This is a genomic window from Haloquadratum walsbyi J07HQW2 (assembly GCF_000415985.1).
Classification (GTDB): domain Archaea; phylum Halobacteriota; class Halobacteria; order Halobacteriales; family Haloferacaceae; genus Haloquadratum; species Haloquadratum walsbyi_B.
This window is the reverse complement of record NZ_KE356561.1, coordinates 968,271-987,147: the sequence shown is the minus strand read 5'-3', so window position 1 is coordinate 987,147 and position 18,877 is coordinate 968,271. Positions and strand designations below refer to the sequence as shown.

The 18,877-nt window shown below is 45.6% G+C and carries 18 protein-coding genes and 1 tRNA gene; 6 read left to right on the top strand and 13 right to left on the bottom strand.

Translation table 11 applies throughout. The features are described from left to right. Positions 1-271: 271 nt before the first annotated feature. The 3 genes from J07HQW2_RS04540 to J07HQW2_RS04530 all read right to left on the bottom strand — a co-directional run bounded on the left by J07HQW2_RS04540 (position 272) and on the right by J07HQW2_RS04530 (position 3,033). Positions 272-1,045, bottom strand: a complete 774-nt coding sequence (locus J07HQW2_RS04540; RefSeq protein WP_021054197.1) for a hypothetical protein — start codon at positions 1,043-1,045, stop codon at positions 272-274. After that, positions 1,042-1,377, bottom strand: a complete 336-nt coding sequence (locus tag J07HQW2_RS04535) for a DUF8124 family protein (protein WP_021054196.1) — start codon at positions 1,375-1,377, stop codon at positions 1,042-1,044. The genes J07HQW2_RS04540 and J07HQW2_RS04535 overlap by 4 nt, the downstream gene beginning before the upstream one ends. Positions 1,378-1,731: 354 nt before the next feature. Further along, entirely contained in the window at positions 1,732-3,033 is a 1,302-nt protein-coding gene (locus J07HQW2_RS04530; protein WP_394324630.1) for an MFS transporter, read from the bottom strand. Between the two features lie 757 nt (positions 3,034-3,790). Here J07HQW2_RS04530 and J07HQW2_RS17735 point away from each other — a divergent pair. Further along, positions 3,791-4,012 carry a hypothetical protein gene (locus J07HQW2_RS17735; protein WP_303703963.1) on the top strand — a complete coding sequence of 74 codons (222 nt, stop codon included), beginning with the start codon at positions 3,791-3,793 and terminating at the stop codon, positions 4,010-4,012. Positions 4,013-4,406: 394 nt separating this feature from the next. Here J07HQW2_RS17735 and J07HQW2_RS04520 read toward each other — a convergent pair whose 3' ends face one another. From J07HQW2_RS04520 to J07HQW2_RS04510, 3 genes are all read right to left on the bottom strand, one after another. After that, a complete protein-coding gene (locus tag J07HQW2_RS04520) occupies positions 4,407-5,132 on the bottom strand; it encodes a ribosome assembly factor SBDS (protein WP_021054194.1) in 726 nt (241 codons plus the stop codon). Between the two features lie 177 nt (positions 5,133-5,309). Then, positions 5,310-5,648: a thioredoxin gene (gene trxA / locus J07HQW2_RS04515; RefSeq protein WP_021054193.1), complete on the bottom strand. Its 339-nt coding sequence runs from the start codon at positions 5,646-5,648 to the stop codon at positions 5,310-5,312. 130 nt (positions 5,649-5,778) lie between these two features. After that, complete coding sequence (locus J07HQW2_RS04510) at positions 5,779-6,471, bottom strand: 2,5-diamino-6-(ribosylamino)-4(3H)-pyrimidinone 5'-phosphate reductase (protein ID WP_021054192.1); 693 nt, start codon at positions 6,469-6,471, stop codon at positions 5,779-5,781. Positions 6,472-6,906: 435 nt separating this feature from the next. Between J07HQW2_RS04510 and J07HQW2_RS04505 the strand changes: the two genes are divergently transcribed. Beyond that, positions 6,907-7,932 (top strand): glycosyltransferase family 4 protein, encoded by a 1,026-nt coding sequence (locus J07HQW2_RS04505; protein WP_048075479.1) that lies wholly within the window; start codon positions 6,907-6,909, stop codon positions 7,930-7,932. Positions 7,933-7,967: 35 nt separating this feature from the next. Here the strand turns inward: J07HQW2_RS04505 and J07HQW2_RS04500 are convergent, their stop codons facing one another. From J07HQW2_RS04500 to J07HQW2_RS04485, 4 genes are all read right to left on the bottom strand, one after another. Next, positions 7,968-8,381: a DUF7510 family protein gene (locus J07HQW2_RS04500; RefSeq protein ID WP_048075478.1), complete on the bottom strand. Its 414-nt coding sequence runs from the start codon at positions 8,379-8,381 to the stop codon at positions 7,968-7,970. Between the two features lie 241 nt (positions 8,382-8,622). Then, positions 8,623-10,128 (bottom strand): MATE family efflux transporter, encoded by a 1,506-nt coding sequence (locus tag J07HQW2_RS04495; protein ID WP_021054189.1) that lies wholly within the window; start codon positions 10,126-10,128, stop codon positions 8,623-8,625. Between the two features lie 369 nt (positions 10,129-10,497). Next, positions 10,498-10,740 (bottom strand): hypothetical protein, encoded by a 243-nt coding sequence (locus J07HQW2_RS04490; RefSeq protein ID WP_021054188.1) that lies wholly within the window; start codon positions 10,738-10,740, stop codon positions 10,498-10,500. Positions 10,741-10,826: 86 nt separating this feature from the next. Continuing rightward, positions 10,827-11,033 carry a hypothetical protein gene (locus J07HQW2_RS04485; protein ID WP_021054187.1) on the bottom strand — a complete coding sequence of 69 codons (207 nt, stop codon included), beginning with the start codon at positions 11,031-11,033 and terminating at the stop codon, positions 10,827-10,829. 115 nt (positions 11,034-11,148) lie between these two features. Between J07HQW2_RS04485 and J07HQW2_RS04480 the strand changes: the two genes are divergently transcribed. From J07HQW2_RS04480 to J07HQW2_RS19885, 3 genes are all read left to right on the top strand, one after another. Continuing rightward, the gene (locus J07HQW2_RS04480; protein ID WP_021054186.1) at positions 11,149-12,141 is read left to right on the top strand and encodes a type II glyceraldehyde-3-phosphate dehydrogenase; all 993 of its coding nucleotides are present in this window, start codon (positions 11,149-11,151) and stop codon (positions 12,139-12,141) included. A gap of 6 nt (positions 12,142-12,147) precedes the next feature. Further along, entirely contained in the window at positions 12,148-13,557 is a 1,410-nt protein-coding gene (locus J07HQW2_RS04475) for a putative PEP-binding protein (protein ID WP_021054185.1), read from the top strand. A 1,336-nt stretch (positions 13,558-14,893) separates the two neighbouring features. Beyond that, the gene (locus J07HQW2_RS19885; RefSeq protein WP_394324606.1) at positions 14,894-15,136 is read left to right on the top strand and encodes a zinc ribbon domain-containing protein; all 243 of its coding nucleotides are present in this window, start codon (positions 14,894-14,896) and stop codon (positions 15,134-15,136) included. A 352-nt stretch (positions 15,137-15,488) separates the two neighbouring features. On the opposite strand, the gene J07HQW2_RS04470 is transcribed toward J07HQW2_RS19885, so the two are convergent. Then, the gene (locus J07HQW2_RS04470) at positions 15,489-16,946 is read right to left on the bottom strand and encodes an Nramp family divalent metal transporter (protein ID WP_021054184.1); all 1,458 of its coding nucleotides are present in this window, start codon (positions 16,944-16,946) and stop codon (positions 15,489-15,491) included. Positions 16,947-17,236: 290 nt separating this feature from the next. Between J07HQW2_RS04470 and J07HQW2_RS17730 the strand changes: the two genes are divergently transcribed. Continuing rightward, positions 17,237-17,656, top strand: coding sequence for a universal stress protein (locus tag J07HQW2_RS17730; protein ID WP_021054183.1), 420 nt, complete (start codon positions 17,237-17,239; stop codon positions 17,654-17,656). 215 nt (positions 17,657-17,871) lie between these two features. On the opposite strand, the gene J07HQW2_RS04460 is transcribed toward J07HQW2_RS17730, so the two are convergent. Together J07HQW2_RS04460 and tatA are read right to left on the bottom strand one after the other, a co-directional pair. Continuing rightward, positions 17,872-17,945, bottom strand: a tRNA-Arg gene (locus tag J07HQW2_RS04460). A gap of 226 nt (positions 17,946-18,171) precedes the next feature. Further along, entirely contained in the window at positions 18,172-18,447 is a 276-nt protein-coding gene (gene tatA, locus J07HQW2_RS04455) for a twin-arginine translocase TatA/TatE family subunit (RefSeq protein ID WP_021054182.1), read from the bottom strand. Positions 18,448-18,877 lie beyond the last annotated feature (430 nt).

Below are 18,877 nucleotides of genomic sequence, written 5' to 3'. Positions count from 1 at the left end.
GAGAGATCCTCTGGGAGCGCTTCATCGCCGCCTTGCTATTCATATTCATTTTCATTTTCATTTTCATTTTCATTTTCATTTTCATTTTCATTTTCATTTTCATTATCAGTTCCAGTTCCAGTCACAGTCAATGTCACAGTCAGTGGACTGACTGGAACTGGACTGAACTGAACTGAACGGAACGAAAACCCGTCTAGTGTCATCGCTAGTCGGGTTTTTTATCTAATCGATGTAGTCCGTTGATATAACTGGTTAAGTAAGTATATAGGTTCTATTGTGATCTTTGGAGATATTCTATTAGCGTTTCATATGGGATTTGTGCTCGCGTAGCGACAGTCCTAGCTTCAACATCGAATCGTTGACAGGCAGCCACTGCACCAGTAATAATTAGCAGTGACTGATTAGAACTAAATGAACAAAACATCCCACGGAAGTCGAGAGACGAGGGTCTCCACGGGTCAGCACTATGATTCATCGGAGAGTCAAGCGCATATGCAGCTACCATGCTCATCAGGAGTGCACTAAGAAGCGATTCTGATGTTGTTGTGATTGTTTGATCTGTGTTCATATCCAAACCGTCTTTCATATGAGTCATTGTTGTTTTTTCACTGTTCATTTCGGTACCAGACGATAGTGAATCAGCAATATTTTCATTTTCAGGTGTATTGTTGCGAGCACTAAACTCAGGGAATATCGAATCCGTCGTTTGTGATATCGACCGTATAAGAGCGCCAGCGACAGCAAGATGACGTTGAGTGCTAGCGACTGCCGATTTTTGAATATTGGACTTCGATTCAGATATCGTAGAAGACGTGTCCAGTTGGATATTGGTCTCATCAGAAGTATCTACCATCTCCATCGTGGTGTCCTGTGACAAATCGGCATCTACATACTCGGTAGTGACGTCCTTGGGATCAATATACTCATCAGAACTCTCAGATGACGTTGTGTCCACCGGTCTATCGATAGTGAGCGCTTGTCTGAGAGTGGTATTGATGATTACTTCAATGGGTGTTTGATCTGGATCTGGTGATTGAGTAGTCACAGTTCCTCAACATTAATAAGAGATATATTATGAACTGTCCCATCTGAGCTAAGGGTTATACGACCGAGTGAGACAGTCGTCCCGACTTCGTACTGATTTGCAAGTCGTTTGAGAATGGTCGATTTTTCTAGATGGTTCCAAACGATTGTTTCAATCTGTTTTTGAAATGTTGTCGGGTCGGTCCATCCCGAGTTAATGTCGGATGGAACGTGGACAATGAACTGAAGATCCGATTCAGTAATATGGATTCCAACACCAAATGTGTCCCCTGATGACACCATATCCTGTGAATCAGAAGGATGAGTATCAGTAGAATCGATATCCGAAGGCATGGATTATAGATTATGCATGTTGAGACAAAAACCCATGGCGTCAGTGGTTCATCAGTGTCGGATCGCTCCTAGAAGCAGGACGCAGTAATTTACACTATAACACTCAGATGAGCTTCCTATTTGTCATCAGTGCAGTTTTCACTATTTTTGTAGTATGCGGTATGAGTGTGTCATCCAGTCAGTGAGCAGATTACGATAGTAGTAACTGAGCATCCACAGAAGTATCTCAATGTTGATAATCATAATAAGCAAAATAGTCCGACAGTTTAAGTAGATATTGCTTGAATATGAGGTACATATGTGTGTGATTTACCGTGCCACTCAGTCGTTGAGGCAGGTCTGAGTTTAATTCCGCTAGTCCCCTGGTGTTGGTGCTGGTTGTTCGACCGTTGGTGGTTCACCAACTTGTGTATAGACGAGAACTAATCCGCCAATACTCAGCACTGTTGCAACAATAAATGGCGTTGCGAAGCCGAACCCGACGAGGATTCCCGAGGAAAGTGCGCCTAAGGCAATTCCAAATCCGAATCCCGTTGTGAGTAATGACAGTGTTGACCCAGATTCCCCTTCACCGGCAACGTCACCAGCAAGTGCGAGCGATGGGGCGAACACCGCTGCGACAGCAATTCCCTGGATGAATCGTGCAACAATCATCAGTATCGACGAAGTGAGAAATCCTTGTGCAAGGGTCGCAGGGATAAGCAGGACAAATCCCCAAACAAGGAACGGACGTCGTCCATACGTATCGCTTAATCGCCCAAGTGGAAGTTGAAATAACACATTTGCGAGGACAGTCGCGCCAAATTGTAATGAAAAGAGGAAGGTTCCTTGATCGAGACGCGCGTTGATACTATTGGCTAATGGTGCATAAATTGCTAATCCAAGTGCCATAACGACTGTTGCAACACCGAGCGCGAAAACAGGGTCAAGCCCAGATCCGTCAGCGTTGCGAACACGAATACTGATGTCTTCGGCTGCTTGCCCATCTGCCTGTTCTGGGTCAGTAATGAGCGCTGCAATGAGCATAAAGCTGAGAAGTGCTCCTGCAACAGCAATAATAAATGCGGCGTCAAATCCTGAGATCTCCAGCGAAATTCCTATACTTGACATAGAATAGGGTCCGGCAGCAACAACCCCTCCAGCGATGAGAGGTCCCATACCGAATCCTAAAAGTCGAAACGTATTGAACAATCCAAAGTTTCCTCCACGATTATCTGCTGCAGAGAGTTCATTTACAAGCGCAACGGTGACAGGAATGGTGAATGCCGCTCCGATACCTTGGAGCGCACGCATGAAAATAATCGAAAGATAATCAGTAAAGAAAATATATCCCGCACTCCCAACAGCGACAAGAGCAAGCCCAACAAGTAAAAACAGTTTTCGCTTTCCTGTTTGATCTGATAGTAATCCAGTAAATGGTTGTCCGAAGCTATTTAAAAACCCAAACAGTGAGAGGACGATTCCGATGAGTAACTCAGCTGTCAGAGTAAATGGAATCGATCCAATCTGCACGGTGGTACCCACAAAGGCTGGAAGTGAAACAAGTTGGCTCCCAATATACAATGGAAGCACAACAACTAAGAACGAATTCGCTAGCGCATCAACCATCCGCGCTATCGCGAGGGCAAGGATTCGTGAGTCGATATTAGACTCAATGCCGAGAACCATCATTATGAAATAAACACGAGAGTCGTATCAACTTGTTTGCTCAAAACCGATTCATACCGTCGTAGATACCCAGAAATTCTTTTTTATTAGGTAGTTGAATAACTTCTCTTATGACAGAGGCTGTTGAAAGCGGTATTAGCTATTGAAATAGTAACCCGTGAATGGTGGGTGATTCTTATCTGAACTTTTTTAAAATCTGAGTTATTTCACGACATCTAATAGAGACAGTGTGGATTTATTCTATTGGACATGCCTTAGCTTAATGTAGAGTGAGAATATATGATTGCGAGTTTTGCTTAAACTGAGACACTAAGATCGCTTCTTCAGCAAAGGAGCAAGTAAGCTAATTCACGACAGTATACACTATTGCTCCGTTGAAATATAGATAATTGAGTTGATCTCATCGCTGAATGTAATTCGCATGCATTATACTGGGAATCGTAATTAATTCATATAACCTTATTCAATAGATTATCTGGTTAATTCAGTGTAGTAAACACAGAATTGATATTGGTCGAAAATGCAGTTTTCAGCTGTGTTTTCGTTAGAATATATCAACAATCGAGTATTATGAGACATAGACATCGATCAGTTTTTTCTTGACGATTGTCGTCCACTCTGGATCGAAGTAGTTCAGTTAGTTTTTACCTTCCAGTTACTACATCCAAATCAGTAATGATCCGACGTCGATTCCTTTCCGCTGTGGTTGCAGGGGTCACAATTATAGCTGGATGTACTGGGCCGAATGATTCATCTGATACCGCTTCACCAGACTCCACCGAGACAGAAACCCAACAAACAGCGACTGATGCGCCGTCACAGGCGACCACCGAAACAGAAACTCAAACTCAAACTCAAACTCAAACTCAACGACGCCAACGCCGACGCCAACGCCAACGCCAACACCAACACCAACACCAACACCAACACCAACACCAACACCAACACCAACGGAGACTGCGACTGAGACACCAACAGAAACAGAAGATGATGGATACGGTTATTGAATGCAAATAATAGATTCTACAGAAACTGATTCGAGAAGCATTTGATTTGAGCGACGAGTTTTTATTATCATCAGAATCGGGCGTTTGCCTAACTATATAAATATAATCGTCTACGCTTGCGGGTATTGAGTGATGAAAACATATACCGGCTAACTCAACGGTACTGTTACTCCATATTTAGTCAGCGTATAGATCATTCATCAAGACGGGGTAAAATCCTCTCACAACGAGGAATACAGTAGTCTCACGCGGTTCTCATATCGGTCGATAAGTAGACTAAGAATGAAGTTTCAGGACTCGTATTCTCACCAGTAATATAGTTTGAATTTGCGTAAATTAATTAGATGCGTCTACTCATCGAGTACTAATCTCATCTTTATCTTTGAGTATCCGCGTTTCAGCTTCACCCGAGGTTAACTCATTTACAAGATCATAAAAGTCGTTTTGCATTCCTGCAGGAAAAGTAACAACGCCAACCCAGGATCCATCAGGTTGCCACTCTTCACGCTCAAGTTCACCATATTCACGCACTTGTGCCTGTGTTTTTCCTGCATCAGAGGCTGGGACCTGAACAGCAACAGTCACCTCATCAAATCGGATTGGAATCACAGGTCGAAGGTCATCAAGTGCATCATCGATTTGTGATTCGACTGGTTCCATTGGGTCAACGCGAAATCCAGCTTCTTCAAGTGCCCGTTCAATTCGCTCTGGTGGGTGTGGTGCATTATCCATCTGCGGATTCACCGCATTTCGAGCAATTCGATTAATCAGTTGCTTTCGTTTTTGCTCTTGCATTTCCCGACGCTGTTCGGCAGTAATCTGGATCTCACCATCTTTGACGACAGTTGGGATGATTGAAAGCGGTTCTGTCGTCTCAAATACCGTTTTAAGATCTTCTTCTGCGGGTCTATCGCCTCTTGCAGCGTTTTCAAACACATCCTCAGCGGCAATGACGTCTTCAATATCGTCATCGAACTCATCACGTTTTATCTCAAGTGCTGCGTCCGGGTCGATAAGTACCTCAAACCGCTCACCGTGTGACTCAAGTCGAGCTGTAACGGCTTCATCAAGTGAAATCATATTTCATTATTTCATCTCTGTGGTAAAAAACCTCCCTGGCAGGTACTAATGAGGGATATCTGATGCGAGATATGCGCTAACCAATTCAGGAATCGAAAAAAGTGAGACGATCATCAAGCGGTTCAGCAGTATGGTATAATGATACAGCAATACACTGTATCAAACTGCAACGTACAATTAATTCGCGAGTCCGTCGATAACTGACATAAGATCGCTTTTGTCTTGAACACCAATAACCTGCTCTGCCATCGCGCCATCAGCGTAGAACTGTAGCGTCGGGACTGACCGGATCCCCTTTTCTTGTGCTAGTGACTGAAGTTCATCGATATCTACCTTAGCGACGAGAACATCTGTCTCTGCCGCAATTTCTTCGACAGTAGGTTCAAGCATCTTACATGGACCACACCAATCAGCATGGTAATCAACGAGAACAACATCGTGATCACCAACGAATGACTCAAGATCAGATTGGCTTTCAACATGGACTGGCTCATCAGTTGCTGTGGATGCACTCATGCTATCATATAGCGTCGGCACCCTCTTAGTGGTTCTGTGTGATGGTATATCAACATTATCTAGTTGAATGTCCTAACATTCAGCTGCATTCTTTAGGCAATATTGATATATCGATCTCGTATTTATTATTTCAATCAGCTGAGTCATACGATGATGGTGCAGTCGCATCAACATCATATTGTAATAGTACCCCGTCATCAATTTTTTCGACAGACGTGAGTTGTAGTTGCGTGGGGTCTTCAACAAACCCATCACCATCAGCTAATGTTGGCGCATCTCGTCCCCCAACGAGCATAGAGCCAATATACACCGAAAGCTCATCAACAAGATTAGCCTCAAATAATGAGAAGATAATCTCACCTCCGCCCTCAACCATTATCGAGTTGATTCCACTATCAGTGAGTGCTGATAGTGCGGCTGGCATTGAGACACGCTCTCGTCCAGCAACGATAACGTCTGCTCCCTCTACTTCGAGGTCTGCTTGTTTAGAGGTGGGCGCTGACTCACTGACAATAATATATGTTGGTGCTTCATCATCAAGAACCTCCGCATCGGTCGGTGTTCGCGCTCGTGAGTCGATAATGATGCGATGTGGTGTTGGAGTCATCCCCTTGTCTTGACGACGCTCTCGATGTGGTTCCTCAACGACGAGATGTGGATCATCCGCAAGGACGGTCCCAATTCCAACAAGGATGGCGTCACTATCAGCCCGAAGTGCGCTAACTCGCTCGAAATCACGCTCACCGCTTATCGCAATCTGTTCGCGGCGGCGCGTTGACAACTTTCCATCGATACTGATCGCAGCGTTAACGACGACGTGCACATATCTATTGTGACATTCGATCACATGGTCGTTTCGATTATTGAATGATGCTCAGCGTGAGTAGCTATATCATCAATCATTAATCCACTCAATCTGTATTCCAGTAAATTCAGTTAGTTATGTTTATATATCATACATAATTGTCAGCTTCACCTGACGACTGGACTTGGTGCACTGCCCTTGGGTCGAAGTCCCGAAACACTCTGTCTGTTATATCTGTAGATCCCCACTCCGGTATCACTGTATTGTTTCATATGTCATTAGAAAACCCGTAAGTGTGATTCCACAAATATATTGATATCTATTATTTTATTCTATCAGGTGATATTAATGCAGATCAAGAGATGGTAACTACCATTGAACATAGTAAAACATCAATAACTGTTATGTGATGAGTGAATAAATGTACATAGCACGATGTCGCCGAAAGTTCTGATGCTTGGGTGGGGATTCCCGCCGAATGTGAGTGGTGGGTTAGACACGCATGTGGGTGAGCTATTCGATGGGATGCGCGCCCGAGATGTCGATATCGAGTTAGTTCTCCCAGCAGAGTATGCTCCAAAAGATCGTGATGGTATTATTGGCGTCCCAACTGGCGATGGCGACATCATCACACGCGTTGGACAGATGAGTGAGACCTTTGCAGCGCGTGCAGCAGATGCTGATATCGTTCACACTCATGATTGGTTTGGGTATGGTCCTGGTTCTCGAGCAACAACAAACGCTGAGGTTGAATGGGTAACAACGTTTCATTCGCTATCTGCCGATCGAAATCTTGACCCACCAACACGAGAGGTCGAGACCGAACGTCGGCTTGCAAACCGTGCAGACCACCTCATTGCTGTCAGTGAACTCACTGCAAACGATGTCCAAACACAGTATGGTGGTGACCCGACGGTTATCTACAATGGATTTTCAACGTGTGAGACGACGGATCGAGATTTCAAAGCTGAACTCAATATCAGTGGGTCAATGCTGTTTTTTGTCGGGCGACATACAAATCAAAAAGGAATCTCACATCTTGTGTATGCGATGGATCAGCTCCAGCGTGACGATGTGACTCTTGTTATTGGTGGTTCCGGTCATCTCACTGACCAGCTCAAACGGTTTGCAGAACTACTCAATGTTGATGATTCAATCGAGTGGGTTGGATATGTGCCAGAGGAAGAGTTGGGCGACTACTACGCCGCCGCAGATTTATTTATCTCTCCATCGCTTTCAGAACCGTTCGGAATCACGATAACAGAAGCTCTTTCTGCCGGTACCCATGTTATTGCAACCGAAAGTGGTGTAAATGAAGTTCTTCCGAGTGATTGCGTTATTGAAGTCGCCCCTGAGTCAGAATCGATTGCAAGAGGCATCGAACGCGGATTAACACTTGAGGGTAACCCAGAGTATGACCCTGTTACCTGGAATGAGGTAGTTGATCAAACGCTTACGCTCTATAGTTCAGTTATATAATTATTGGATATAAACTAAGATTCATTGAAAAAAACCTATCGGAGGACTCGTACGTCTGTTGCTGGTTCGGGATGATAGATACAGTAGCCTTCTGTTGTCGATACTAGTCCCTCTTCATCTGAGTGTTGTCGTGCGGACTGATACGGACTGTCGGTCCCCGAAGATTGATATGGGCTGTCGGTGGAGGCAGACTGATACGGGCTATCAGTCGCTGCAGATTGATATGGACTATCAGTAGAGGCAGACTGATATGCACTCTCATTTTGTTTTGAGGTCGGAGCAGCCCGTTCAAAATCCTCTGGAGGTAGATACACGCGCTCTCCCGACGCTGATTGCACAATCACTGCTGTATCTCTGTCACCATGCATTTTAATTATCGTTTCCCCATCCTCAATCGTCATACTGAATTCGACTGGCTCGTTCTTGTCATATGCCCCATTTGAGTCCATATTATCATTTGTCTTGCCCCCGTCTGTTCGTAGTGTAATTAATTCGGTGTATTCCATACATCAATGACGATACTGAGTGTACTTATTCATTGATGCCATGATGCCATGATACCACGGTATAATCATATGCTCATATTTAATTTCAAAGGGTATTCACATTCACCTTGACCACATCATTGCTTTATCATAGGTCAAACGAGAATTTGTAACTCCGATTTCGGGAAATATATTATATTTAGAATTATGTCTCTGATGCCGATGGATCTGGATCCGAATCCGAATCCGGTTCGACCGTTCGCTTCGTATCCGTGGTTGGATCCGCCTGTTCAGTCAAATCCCCATCTCGCCACGTCCCCCGTTCAAACCACCCAGCTGCAACAAGTGCTGCAACGATGCCTGAGATAGCGAATGAAAACCAGATTCCTTCCGGTGTTCGTGTGCCAAATATCCATAGATCAAACGGAACTAATCCCTGTGAGACAATGTATGCGACTGGTAGACGAATAAATCCGAATAACACAATCGTAATTACTGCAGCAGTAAGCGTTTTTCCAGCTCCACGAAATCCGCCGCTATAAGCTCGTAATATACCAACGAACCCAAATGTCGGTGCAATCCACCGGAGAAATGTTGCACCTTGTTCAACAACCGCAGGTGAATTATCAAACACTCTGATAATCTCGGGAGCGAAAACGAACGTTACGACCCCAAGCAGCGACAAGATGCTGAATGATGTTATTGCAGCAAATCGATTTGTCTTCGAGACTCGATCTCGATTTCCAGCACCAATATTCTGCCCAGTCATCGTTTCAACTCCTCGGTCAATCGCAATTGCAGGCATGAAAATCATCGAAAATACTCGAATCCCAACACCAAATGCAGCGACAACGGGTGTAGAAAACAGCGTAACGATAATCAAAATAGCATTAATTGAAATGGCACGTCCAGTGTTCTCAAGTGAGGCAGGCGCCCCAATACGAAGCAGTTTCGCCATATACTCACGATCAGGCCACATGTCGGTCACTGTGATTTGCACACCATGACTTCCGCGTAAGAGAATCCATAGCCCAGCAACTGCTGCAGATCCCCGTGAGAACACGGTTGCTATTGCAGCCCCATCGACGCCCAACTGTGGAATCGGTCCAACTCCAAAGATAAGTATCGGGTCGAGAATGACGTTTATGACAACAGTTCCAAGCATCACGAGCATCGGTGTCAACGTATCACCGGAACCACGCATCAACGCAACAAATACGATAAATCCGAATATGAACGGGAGACCAAATGAAATGATTCGCATGTAATCTGTTGCGAGTGTGAGTACGACTGGATCAGCGCCGAAGACGCTGAGTACTTCATCAACAAATATTACACCAGCTGCACCAAGTGCTATCCCAATAATCATCGTAAATACGACAGTCTGTGAGGCAGCGTAGTCTGCCTGTGCTGTTTGTGTTGCACCAGTGTGTTGTGCAACTAATACACTTCCTGCGACAGTCAAACCTAGTCCAAGTGAGATAAACAGATATACGAGTGGAAACCCGAGGCTAATGGCTGCCAAAGCGTCGGTACTATATTGACCTAACCAAAACGTATCTGCAAAGTTATATGCAACCTGCAGGAGATTTGTAATAACGATTGGGAGTGAAAGAAAAAATAATGACCGCCCAATTGGTCCCTCAGTTAAGTCTAAATCTTCAGGTTTCTTGAATACCCGTCTCGCTGCTGATCGGATATCAATACTCATATGTCATACTCCCAAGCAGCAATGCCTAGGAATGCGTTATCACCATAGATACCCTCAAATTGATATTCTATAGAACTGCGTAGAAAATGCACTAGACGTAATTATGTCGTGGCGATTATAAATCCAATTGTTCGATTATACACACTGCGACAGTGAGCCTGGATAAAAAATAAGAACACAATTATATAATCGATTCTAGTGGATATATTAACACGCATCCATTCGTAGAAATGTTATTTTTGACCGTTAGTATAGTGTTATCAAGCGTCCAAAGACGATTGCATTCCGCAGACGTACGGTAATATATGCAAGAAAATAACCAATTATAAATAGAGGATATAGCTTCTGTTAATCTTATCAGCCCCGACATTATCTCTCTGAGTCATACACAGTGTATGATCTGATTGAGGTACGAGAGATAGCAACTAACAGAAACGGAATCATCGTCGTTAGCAATTTTGCGGCGGTTTCTGGATCGAAATATCGTAATGAGACTCCAGGAACAGCGATTGTAGCAAACATCAATACGCCGAGTGTGATCCGTGGCTCAGATGTGGTATCTGTTGATTCACATCCGTTTGGGTCGTCATGAAAGCCATCTATCGCGCTCATATACAGCTTGCATATAGTAGGTACTAGCCAATATTAACTCTATCCGATATCATAAAATATTATAATGAATATTTAGACACGTTATTTCAACCAAGTTGTGACATGTAGTTCTTATGAAGCCAATAAAATAGCCCCATTCCGGCAGCCCAACTGAGAACACCATATCCGGCATACACGACAACGGGGAGACTCATATAGAAGTGCATATATGACCCTATCAGCAAGTATACTAGGACAAATAACCCGAGAACACGAATCCCTCTTGATGAAACTTGTTGTTTTGGATTAACCATCGTCTTGAATTTATTTCTAGATTAATATCTCATTGGAGGGGTATTTAAACATAAAAAATAATGCAAAATATGATGCAGGCACTGGTATTATATAAGACTAAGTTCATGTTAGATTATGATACATGTAGGCGTCAACGGGTATGGTACTATCGGCAAACGAGTGGCTGATGCAGTTGAGATGATGCCCGATATGAAACTATCGGGTGTGAGCAAGGCAAGTCCAAACCACACAGCAGATGCAGCTGCAGATCGAGGTTACGATATCTACGTTCCCGAGGGTCGCCATGATCGGTGGGCTGATACCGGAATGACGGTCGCTGGTGATGTTCACGATTTGATTGAAGTTAGTGACATCGTTGCTGATACGACGCCACCGGGCATGGGTGAAGAGTATCGTCCAATTTATGAAGAGCATGACACACCTGCGCTGCTTCAAGGCGGGGAAAGTGCAGATGCGGTCGAGGCTAGCTTCACTGCCCGCGCTAATTACTCAGAGGCTACCAACAAAGATTACGTTCGAATTGTCTCCTGTAACACAACAGGGTTGAATCGGATGTTTGCGCCGCTGCATGAGGAATACGGCGTCGAACGGGCGAGTGCTACGCTGGTCCGATGTCGTGGTGAGCACGCTGTTACTTCAGCTGATCCCATGACAATACCATCCTATCATGGTATAGATGCACGTGAAGTAATCCCGGATATGGGGACTATCACAACGATGGGAATGAAAGTACCCTCAGTGCGACACCATTTCCATGGTATCAATGTAACGCTTGGTGCAGAACCAACGGCTACAGAAATTCGCGATCTATTGGCTTCTGAGTCACGAATCCACGTTATCGACGGTGACCTTGGTATTGACTCGGGATGGGAACTGCAGGAGTTTGCTCTTGATCGCGGTCGTGACCGTATGAATCTCTATGAGAACCAGATTTTCGAAGAGTCCATTACGATGGATAATAATCAACTCCATTTATTCCAATGTATCCATCGTGAGAGCGATGTAGTGCCTGAAAGTATCGACGCTATCCGCGCGATGTTAGGTGATGCGGACGCTGTTGAAAGTATTGAGCTGACAAATGACGTGCTGGGAATCGGCGATATATAGTTTCAAATGACACAAAAAAAGACCGAAGCGATCAGTGAAGAAACAGAATCAGAGCATAACCCCGAACCAGGGACAGAATTAGCTCGTGGATATGGAGCAAGTCCAGGGGTCGCGACGGGACCGGCACGGGTCATCAAGGATATCGACGATGCAGGGCAGATTACTGAGGGTGACGTAATTGTCACTGAGATGACCGCCCCTGACATGGTACCCGCAATGCAGCGCTCAACTGGGATTATAACCGACAATGGCGGAATGACGTCACATGCAGCCATCGTCTCACGCGAACTCGGGGTCCCAGCTATTGTTGGCTGTGGGGATGCAACGGAAGCGCTTTCTGACGGTCAACGAGTCACACTTGACGGTGAGAAGGGAACAGTTGTCATTGGAGAGCCGAAATCCGAATCAGAGTCGACGCTGGATTCAGAGTCAACACCAGAGAGAACCGCAGAAACTGACCGGACTAATGGTTCTATTGATGACTCAGCTGAATACGTCCCGACAACAGCCACAGAAGTGAAGGTGAATGTCTCTATTCCCGGAGCAGCTCAACGGGCTGCTGATACGAACGCCGATGGTGTTGGATTACTCCGATTAGAGCATATTCTCCTTTCAACGGGGAAGACACCGGACCAGTACGTCGCAGACCACGGCGAGGAAGCCTTCGTCAAGGAGATTTCAGAGGAGATCCGGAAGGTCGCAGACGCCTTCTACCCCCGCCCAGTGCGGGCTCGCACACTTGATGCACCAACAGACGAACTTGCTGAACTCGAGGGAGGGGAATCTGAACCTATTGAACATAATCCGATGCTGGGATACCGTGGGATTCGGCGGAGTCTGCAGGAACCAGAAATGGTCAAGCTCGAACTGCGGGCGTTTAAACGCTTACACGATATGGGCTATGACAATCTTGAAGTTATGTTTCCGCTTCCTAATGACGCAGAAGATGTGCGCCGAGCGCGAGAGCTGATGGATAAAGTGGGCATTGATCGAGATGCATATGATTGGGGAGCAATGATTGAAACGCCGGCTAGTATCCGGTCAATTGATGAGATTATTGATGAGGGTGTTGATTTCGTTGCGCTCGGTACCAATGATATCGTCCAGTTCATGCTCGCAGTTGACCGAAACAATGCAATGGTTGCAGACCGCTTTGATAACTATCATCCAACAATACTCGAAGCGATGGCAGAAGTTATTGAAGCGTGCAACGAGCATGATGTTGATACTACCATCACAGGACAATCCGGCTCAGACCCTGAGATGGCGAAGTTCCTTGCTGAACAAGGAATTAGTTCTCTCTCTTCGAATATCGATGCTGTCGATGATGTTCGTCGCGTTGTTGCCCGTGCTGAGCAGGAACTTCTTCTCAACGCAGCCCGCGACGCGTCTGATGATTCAACACTCCTAGAGTAAAAATCGAATAAAAATCATTAGCTATTACGACCTTCATTATCGCTATTATCAAACCTCGCTCTCACTCCTGATTTCGGTCTCGGTAACGACTGTATCACGGCTACCCACTTTTCCAGAACTTACAGGACAGACCTCGGTGGCTTTCGATTGACTTGTGATCATCGGACAGCGAAGTCCAAGAGTCACAATCCATCCTGTGTGGGAATAGCCTAATTTAGACGCTTTGATAAATTCAGATTAAACAGGCAATCCTCATCGATTCTACAGTCTGCTTATCTCATTCTATGCAGCTATTTCCATAGAGAACACTCTTCACAAACAACATTCGAAGCACTCAGTATATGATTCGTGGTGTGACAAAACATCGTCTTAGCCGTTCGTCTTATTAGATGTCAAAATTTTGTTAATGGAGTCTCCTTCCTCAAGCAGCAAGCCGAAGACAAATAAGTAGGGAGGGGAGGAAACCGACAACTATCAGAAATATGAATAAGCACAATATTTGAGAAGCATCAGTACTTCCATGATAGTATAATGGCATCAGATGATGAGTAATCGCTATCACACGGCTTGACGGGCTTTCCACGCAAGACCACGAGCTACTCCAACTCACCATTTAAGAGTGGCTTGATGGATGCAATATCGCATACAACCTGGCGTGGGGAAACAAACATACTCAGGCTAGTGTCAAAAACACAGCGAAAGACACGGTGCAAGGAGAAACAGAGCTGGGTAGCCAGCACTTGATTCTCGCCTACCACGAAGTCGCCAGTAGTATACAATCCTGTATTGAAAGGCCGAAAAACAGAAAAAGAGCAACACAACCTCAGTTCAGTTCAAGCTCTATTACATACGATATACGAACACTCACCATGTTCTCTGAGAGATAGCAGGTGTCGCTCACTGTGTTTGGCAACCATTCTCGCGCGAGGGCAATTTGCACCGCCAAGCGACGAAGGAAGACACCAGTACCAGTATTTGGACGACGAAGACTGGGAGCACACGGAAAGCACGCCCCACTACCGAGACGGCAAATGGTACCTGCATCTTGGGTACCGAAAGGAGAAGCTAGTAAAGAGGTAACGACGCAAAACGGAACGGTTCTGGTATTGACCTCGACGTGAACCGAATCGGTGTCATCAGCAAGGCTCGCTTTTTTACTGCAGGTAATCTCAGTCACGCTCGCAAAGAGTTCGAAAATACGCGTGGAAACCTGCAAGAGTGTGGTACTCAATCAGCCCATCAAACGCCTTAGCAGGTGAGTGGTCGGGAAGATGAGTACGTGAAGCATCTCCTGCACACTGTTGCGAGGACAATTATATAAGGCTAATTGCGTTGGGTGTTCGTGGATACGGTGAATCCACAGAACACTTCGAAACGGTGTAACGAGTGTGGGAACGTTCGAGATGACAACCGTTGTCAAGACGAGTTCGAGTGTCAGCGATGCGGGAAAAACAATCACGCCGATTACAATGCAGCAAAGAATGTCGCAGAACTATATCTCCCACGAGGTCATCAGCCGTTTCGTGGGAGAAGCATCAGTCAATACGCTTTCAACTCAGGGTTGAAGACACCGAGTTGAGAGAAACACTCTCACACTGTTCCGTCAACAAGGTCGGATTCGATGAAACGAAGAGACCACTGACAAGTCCTACCCCAGCCTCTATCGAGCGAGGGTTTACCGGCTGAACACGGCGAATGCCACGGGACTTGACCTCGAGGTGGTTCACTGAGCGAAGTACGGTGAGGTAGTTGACTTGGATCATACTTTGCGTATGGCTGACGTCCCTTCGGCTTCTCGTGGGGAAAGGTTTCGATCATGAGAACTGAATAATGTTACAATATCACCTTAGATAGTTTCCATCGATGACCTATTTTCTTTGATGGTGAGTACATGTAATTGATATATCAAAAAGCTGTTTAGTTTAGATTTATCACCCGATGAGGTCCATTATAGTGGGATAGACGTCATACATCGTCGTGGTAATGAGAGCAACGCCAGCGAAGACAGCAAGCGCGACCGCCCAGCGTCGAACCGGTGCTAACCCTGGCTGATCAATATCCGTATACGACATATACAGTGCTGCAAGATACATAAGACCGACTGCGGGGGCAAAGAGAATTCCCGAAATAGCAAACAAGAACAGTGGCGCCTCAAATAGAATGTTCAGACTTAGCGGGATCAATGCAAAGAGGACAACCGTCAGCCGAAACATGGTTTCACGTGTAATATCGTACTTATCAAACACGCCATGGATGGCAAATGCGTCCTCCCACAGTCGTGACATGCCATATAGTGGACCGATTAGCGTTGAGAATAGTGCTGCCATCACTGATAGTAGGAAAATAGACGCAGACCACTCGCCGTACACAGTAGTGAAAATGACTGCCATCTGCGGAACAACTTCAAATCCGCCGAGTTCTCCAGATGCAACGATTTCGGTTCCATGTAGGGTTGCGGCTGCGGCTGTCCACATGAAAAAGGAAAACACAGCCAAAATGACCGATGAAATCATGTTCTGCCAGAGGACCATGTCACCCCAACCTTTGAGTCGCGAAACTTCCTCGTCGGATAGATCCGATTTATTAACATCAATACCGTCAGCTTTTGGCTCAAACATACCCATTGTCTTGTCTTTCGCAAACCAAACATAGGCGACGGTGGGACCAAAGCCCGCTCCGATCCAACCGAACATGGTCGCAACGAACGCTAGTCCACCAACACCAAGACCATCAACATAGCCTGGGATAGAAGGAATCAATCCGCTTGCTAGTCCACCAATCCATTGATCGGCGGTGAACAAAGAGACAAATGCGATTAAGCCAAGAAACGCCCACAATAGCACTGTTGAAATCCTCTCGATTACTTGATATGATCGTAACATGACAATCCCGAGCCCAGCGATTACCGCTGTGATCATCCAGAAGTTGGTCCCAGTGAGCCCACCAATAGTGCCAATTGGAATAAGACTTTGAGCGGCACCAGCAGTTTCACCAAGATGTCCAGAAAGACCGATAGCGTACACCAACCCACCTAAGAACACATAATAAAAAATCCATTTCAGCCACTTAGGCTGATCATACAGCGCGTCTAAGAACGTATTACCGCTCATCACTCCATAGCGGACAAGATAGTACTGACCGAAGATTTTGGTGAATGTGATTAACGGAATCAGCCAGATAGCCTGCATTCCCAAGTATGCACCACCTACGGGAACACTCAGTGCCTCACCACCACCAATCTGTGAGGCAGTGAACACCCACGCTGGACCCATGTAGCTGAAAAACTCTTTCAACGACGCTGGCGGCTCAGAAATACGAGCTCCTGTGGTTGCATCTACACTTTCTGGGTTCACATTGACTTGAGCCGTATCTGCAGTTTCTGTGCTCATGTTAGTTTGGACTCTCTGTGTCTACACTCAGAAAACTGGGAACCATCGATTCGCCCTCTCACGCCACAGCTGGTTGACCAAGACGTAAGCCAAGGAGATTTTCTCCACATGCCTAACTACATTAAAGAACATGATAGATATATAAAGTCGGGAAGGCACATATTTTGCATGATTTATCATTGGATTTATACTCTTAAGATTCATTAAATGTGTTCTACCCTCATGACAGGATGACAAACTGATAATTAGGTCAAAAGTTTATTATATTCTAGCTAGGAACGGTGACTAGCATGACGATACTGACGGCTATCGACAGAGATCCCGGCTGCAAAGGCGTAGTTGAGACAGCATACGAACTTGCAACAGGTTTGGATATGCGATTAGTGATTATCCACGTTGTCCCACAAGAAAGTGGTAAGGAGGCAGCCACAGCAGAGGTCGAGGGGATTGTTAGTTCAGTAATTGATGATTTGAACGACGTCGACCTCCAGATTATACCGGAGCAAGCACGCCGAGACCTGCCGACCGGACGAACAGCGAATAATATCCTGCGGGTAGCTGAAAACGTTGAACCCAACTACATCGTTATCGGGTCACGCAAACAGACAGGTCTTGGAAAAATCCTCCTAGGTAGTGTCTCAAAACTTGTTCTTTCAAACGCTAACACACCTGTCGTCACGGTCGAACAGACACAAGATGCAGAGGCGTGAGATCAGATTAACAGATTTGAATCATCTGATACCACCGTAGTATTCATCTGGTGAAGAGAATGCCGCATGACTGATTATTCGATAATTACCGCTAAGATGACTACACGCACTTACGCGCAAATTGCTCCAGAATAATGTTTGATATCACGAAATTATAAAATTTGAGTCAAACTATATTCCGAACAATCATCCACACATATAGATCAAGAGACAAGCGGACGTGGCGGGATTTGAACCCGCGCTCTAGAGGTTAGGAACCTCTCGCCCTTGTCCGCTAGGCCACACGTCCTTTTTGTACTATATCTCACAATCCACCCACCGATTGTATGATTTTGATCAGATCAAATACATCAAACGAGTGAGCTCAAGTTGTGTATATTCATCTTGAAACATTGAGACATAGACGGTCAAATTGGCTTGTAACTAATCGGTCGTGGTTTGATTACACCCAATGTGACCAGTATTGGGTGGATAAAACTCCACTGCGATACCCAATATCAATTAGTTAATTGGCATCAATTCGTTTCAGTCGCTTTTCCTGTCTCAGATTCGGTTGATGATGAGGTGGAAGTCGGGGCAGATTCTTCATCTTCATCACCATCCTCAATTTCGCTTAGTTCCTCTTCAATCTCTTCTCTTCCTCGTCTAAATTCACCCATCGCCTGCCCCGTTGAGCGGGCTAGCTTTGGAATCTTATTTGCTCCGAATAACAAAACGAGCACAAGTAGAACGATAAGGAGTTCTGGCCCGCCTGGTAGCCCTGGGAACAACGGAGTGATGGTTCCAATCATCGTTATCTGCAGTAATCTAGTGGCAATTATAGTCTTTTCGGAGACTCAATGGTATAATTGCACAAATATACAGATAAACAAGGCGAGTGCCTCGGGGTCGGGAGTCGGGGCTTTGATACTGTACTGACGTGACTCCGAGGGTGAACCCGATACACACGGTGATGACGCTACATGAGTTATAAATGTATAGTCAGAAAATCTCACAGACGGATTACCGATCTTCATCTACTGCTGGCTGCGACAGTCTGGAAACGTAGTCCCTGTCACCATTCGCCACTGGCGGTGCGACGGGGACGGGGGCGGGGGTTTCACCGGGTCATGGTCATGGTGGAGTGTGGAGTGACAGTGATCGACTCCCATTCCCGCGGACGCTGCGGTGTGGTGCAGTGTGTTCGGGTGTGACTTCCAGCCGATTCCTTACAGAGAAAGG

Bases quoted from the DNA above. Each gene is read 5' to 3' on its own strand.
- J07HQW2_RS04490 (WP_021054188.1), bottom strand. From the start codon at position 10,740: ATGAGCGCGATAGATGGCTTTCATGACGACCCAAACGGATGTGAATCA.
- J07HQW2_RS04485 (WP_021054187.1), bottom strand. From the start codon at position 11,033: ATGGTTAATCCAAAACAACAAGTTTCATCAAGAGGGATTCGTGTTCTC.
- J07HQW2_RS17730 (WP_021054183.1), top strand. From the start codon at position 17,237: ATGACGATACTGACGGCTATCGACAGAGATCCCGGCTGCAAAGGCGTA.
- J07HQW2_RS04500 (WP_048075478.1), bottom strand. From the start codon at position 8,381: ATGGACTCAAATGGGGCATATGACAAGAACGAGCCAGTCGAATTCAGT.
- J07HQW2_RS04505 (WP_048075479.1), top strand. From the start codon at position 6,907: ATGCTTGGGTGGGGATTCCCGCCGAATGTGAGTGGTGGGTTAGACACG.
- J07HQW2_RS04480 (WP_021054186.1), top strand. From the start codon at position 11,149: ATGATACATGTAGGCGTCAACGGGTATGGTACTATCGGCAAACGAGTG.
- J07HQW2_RS04470 (WP_021054184.1), bottom strand. From the start codon at position 16,946: ATGAGCACAGAAACTGCAGATACGGCTCAAGTCAATGTGAACCCAGAA.
- J07HQW2_RS04520 (WP_021054194.1), bottom strand. From the start codon at position 5,132: ATGATTTCACTTGATGAAGCCGTTACAGCTCGACTTGAGTCACACGGT.
- tatA (WP_021054182.1), bottom strand. From the start codon at position 18,447: ATGATTGGAACCATCACTCCGTTGTTCCCAGGGCTACCAGGCGGGCCA.
- J07HQW2_RS04495 (WP_021054189.1), bottom strand. From the start codon at position 10,128: ATGAGTATTGATATCCGATCAGCAGCGAGACGGGTATTCAAGAAACCT.
- trxA (WP_021054193.1), bottom strand. From the start codon at position 5,648: ATGAGTGCATCCACAGCAACTGATGAGCCAGTCCATGTTGAAAGCCAA.
- J07HQW2_RS04535 (WP_021054196.1), bottom strand. From the start codon at position 1,377: ATGCCTTCGGATATCGATTCTACTGATACTCATCCTTCTGATTCACAG.
- J07HQW2_RS17735 (WP_303703963.1), top strand. From the start codon at position 3,791: ATGATTCATCTGATACCGCTTCACCAGACTCCACCGAGACAGAAACCC.
- J07HQW2_RS04475 (WP_021054185.1), top strand. From the start codon at position 12,148: ATGACACAAAAAAAGACCGAAGCGATCAGTGAAGAAACAGAATCAGAG.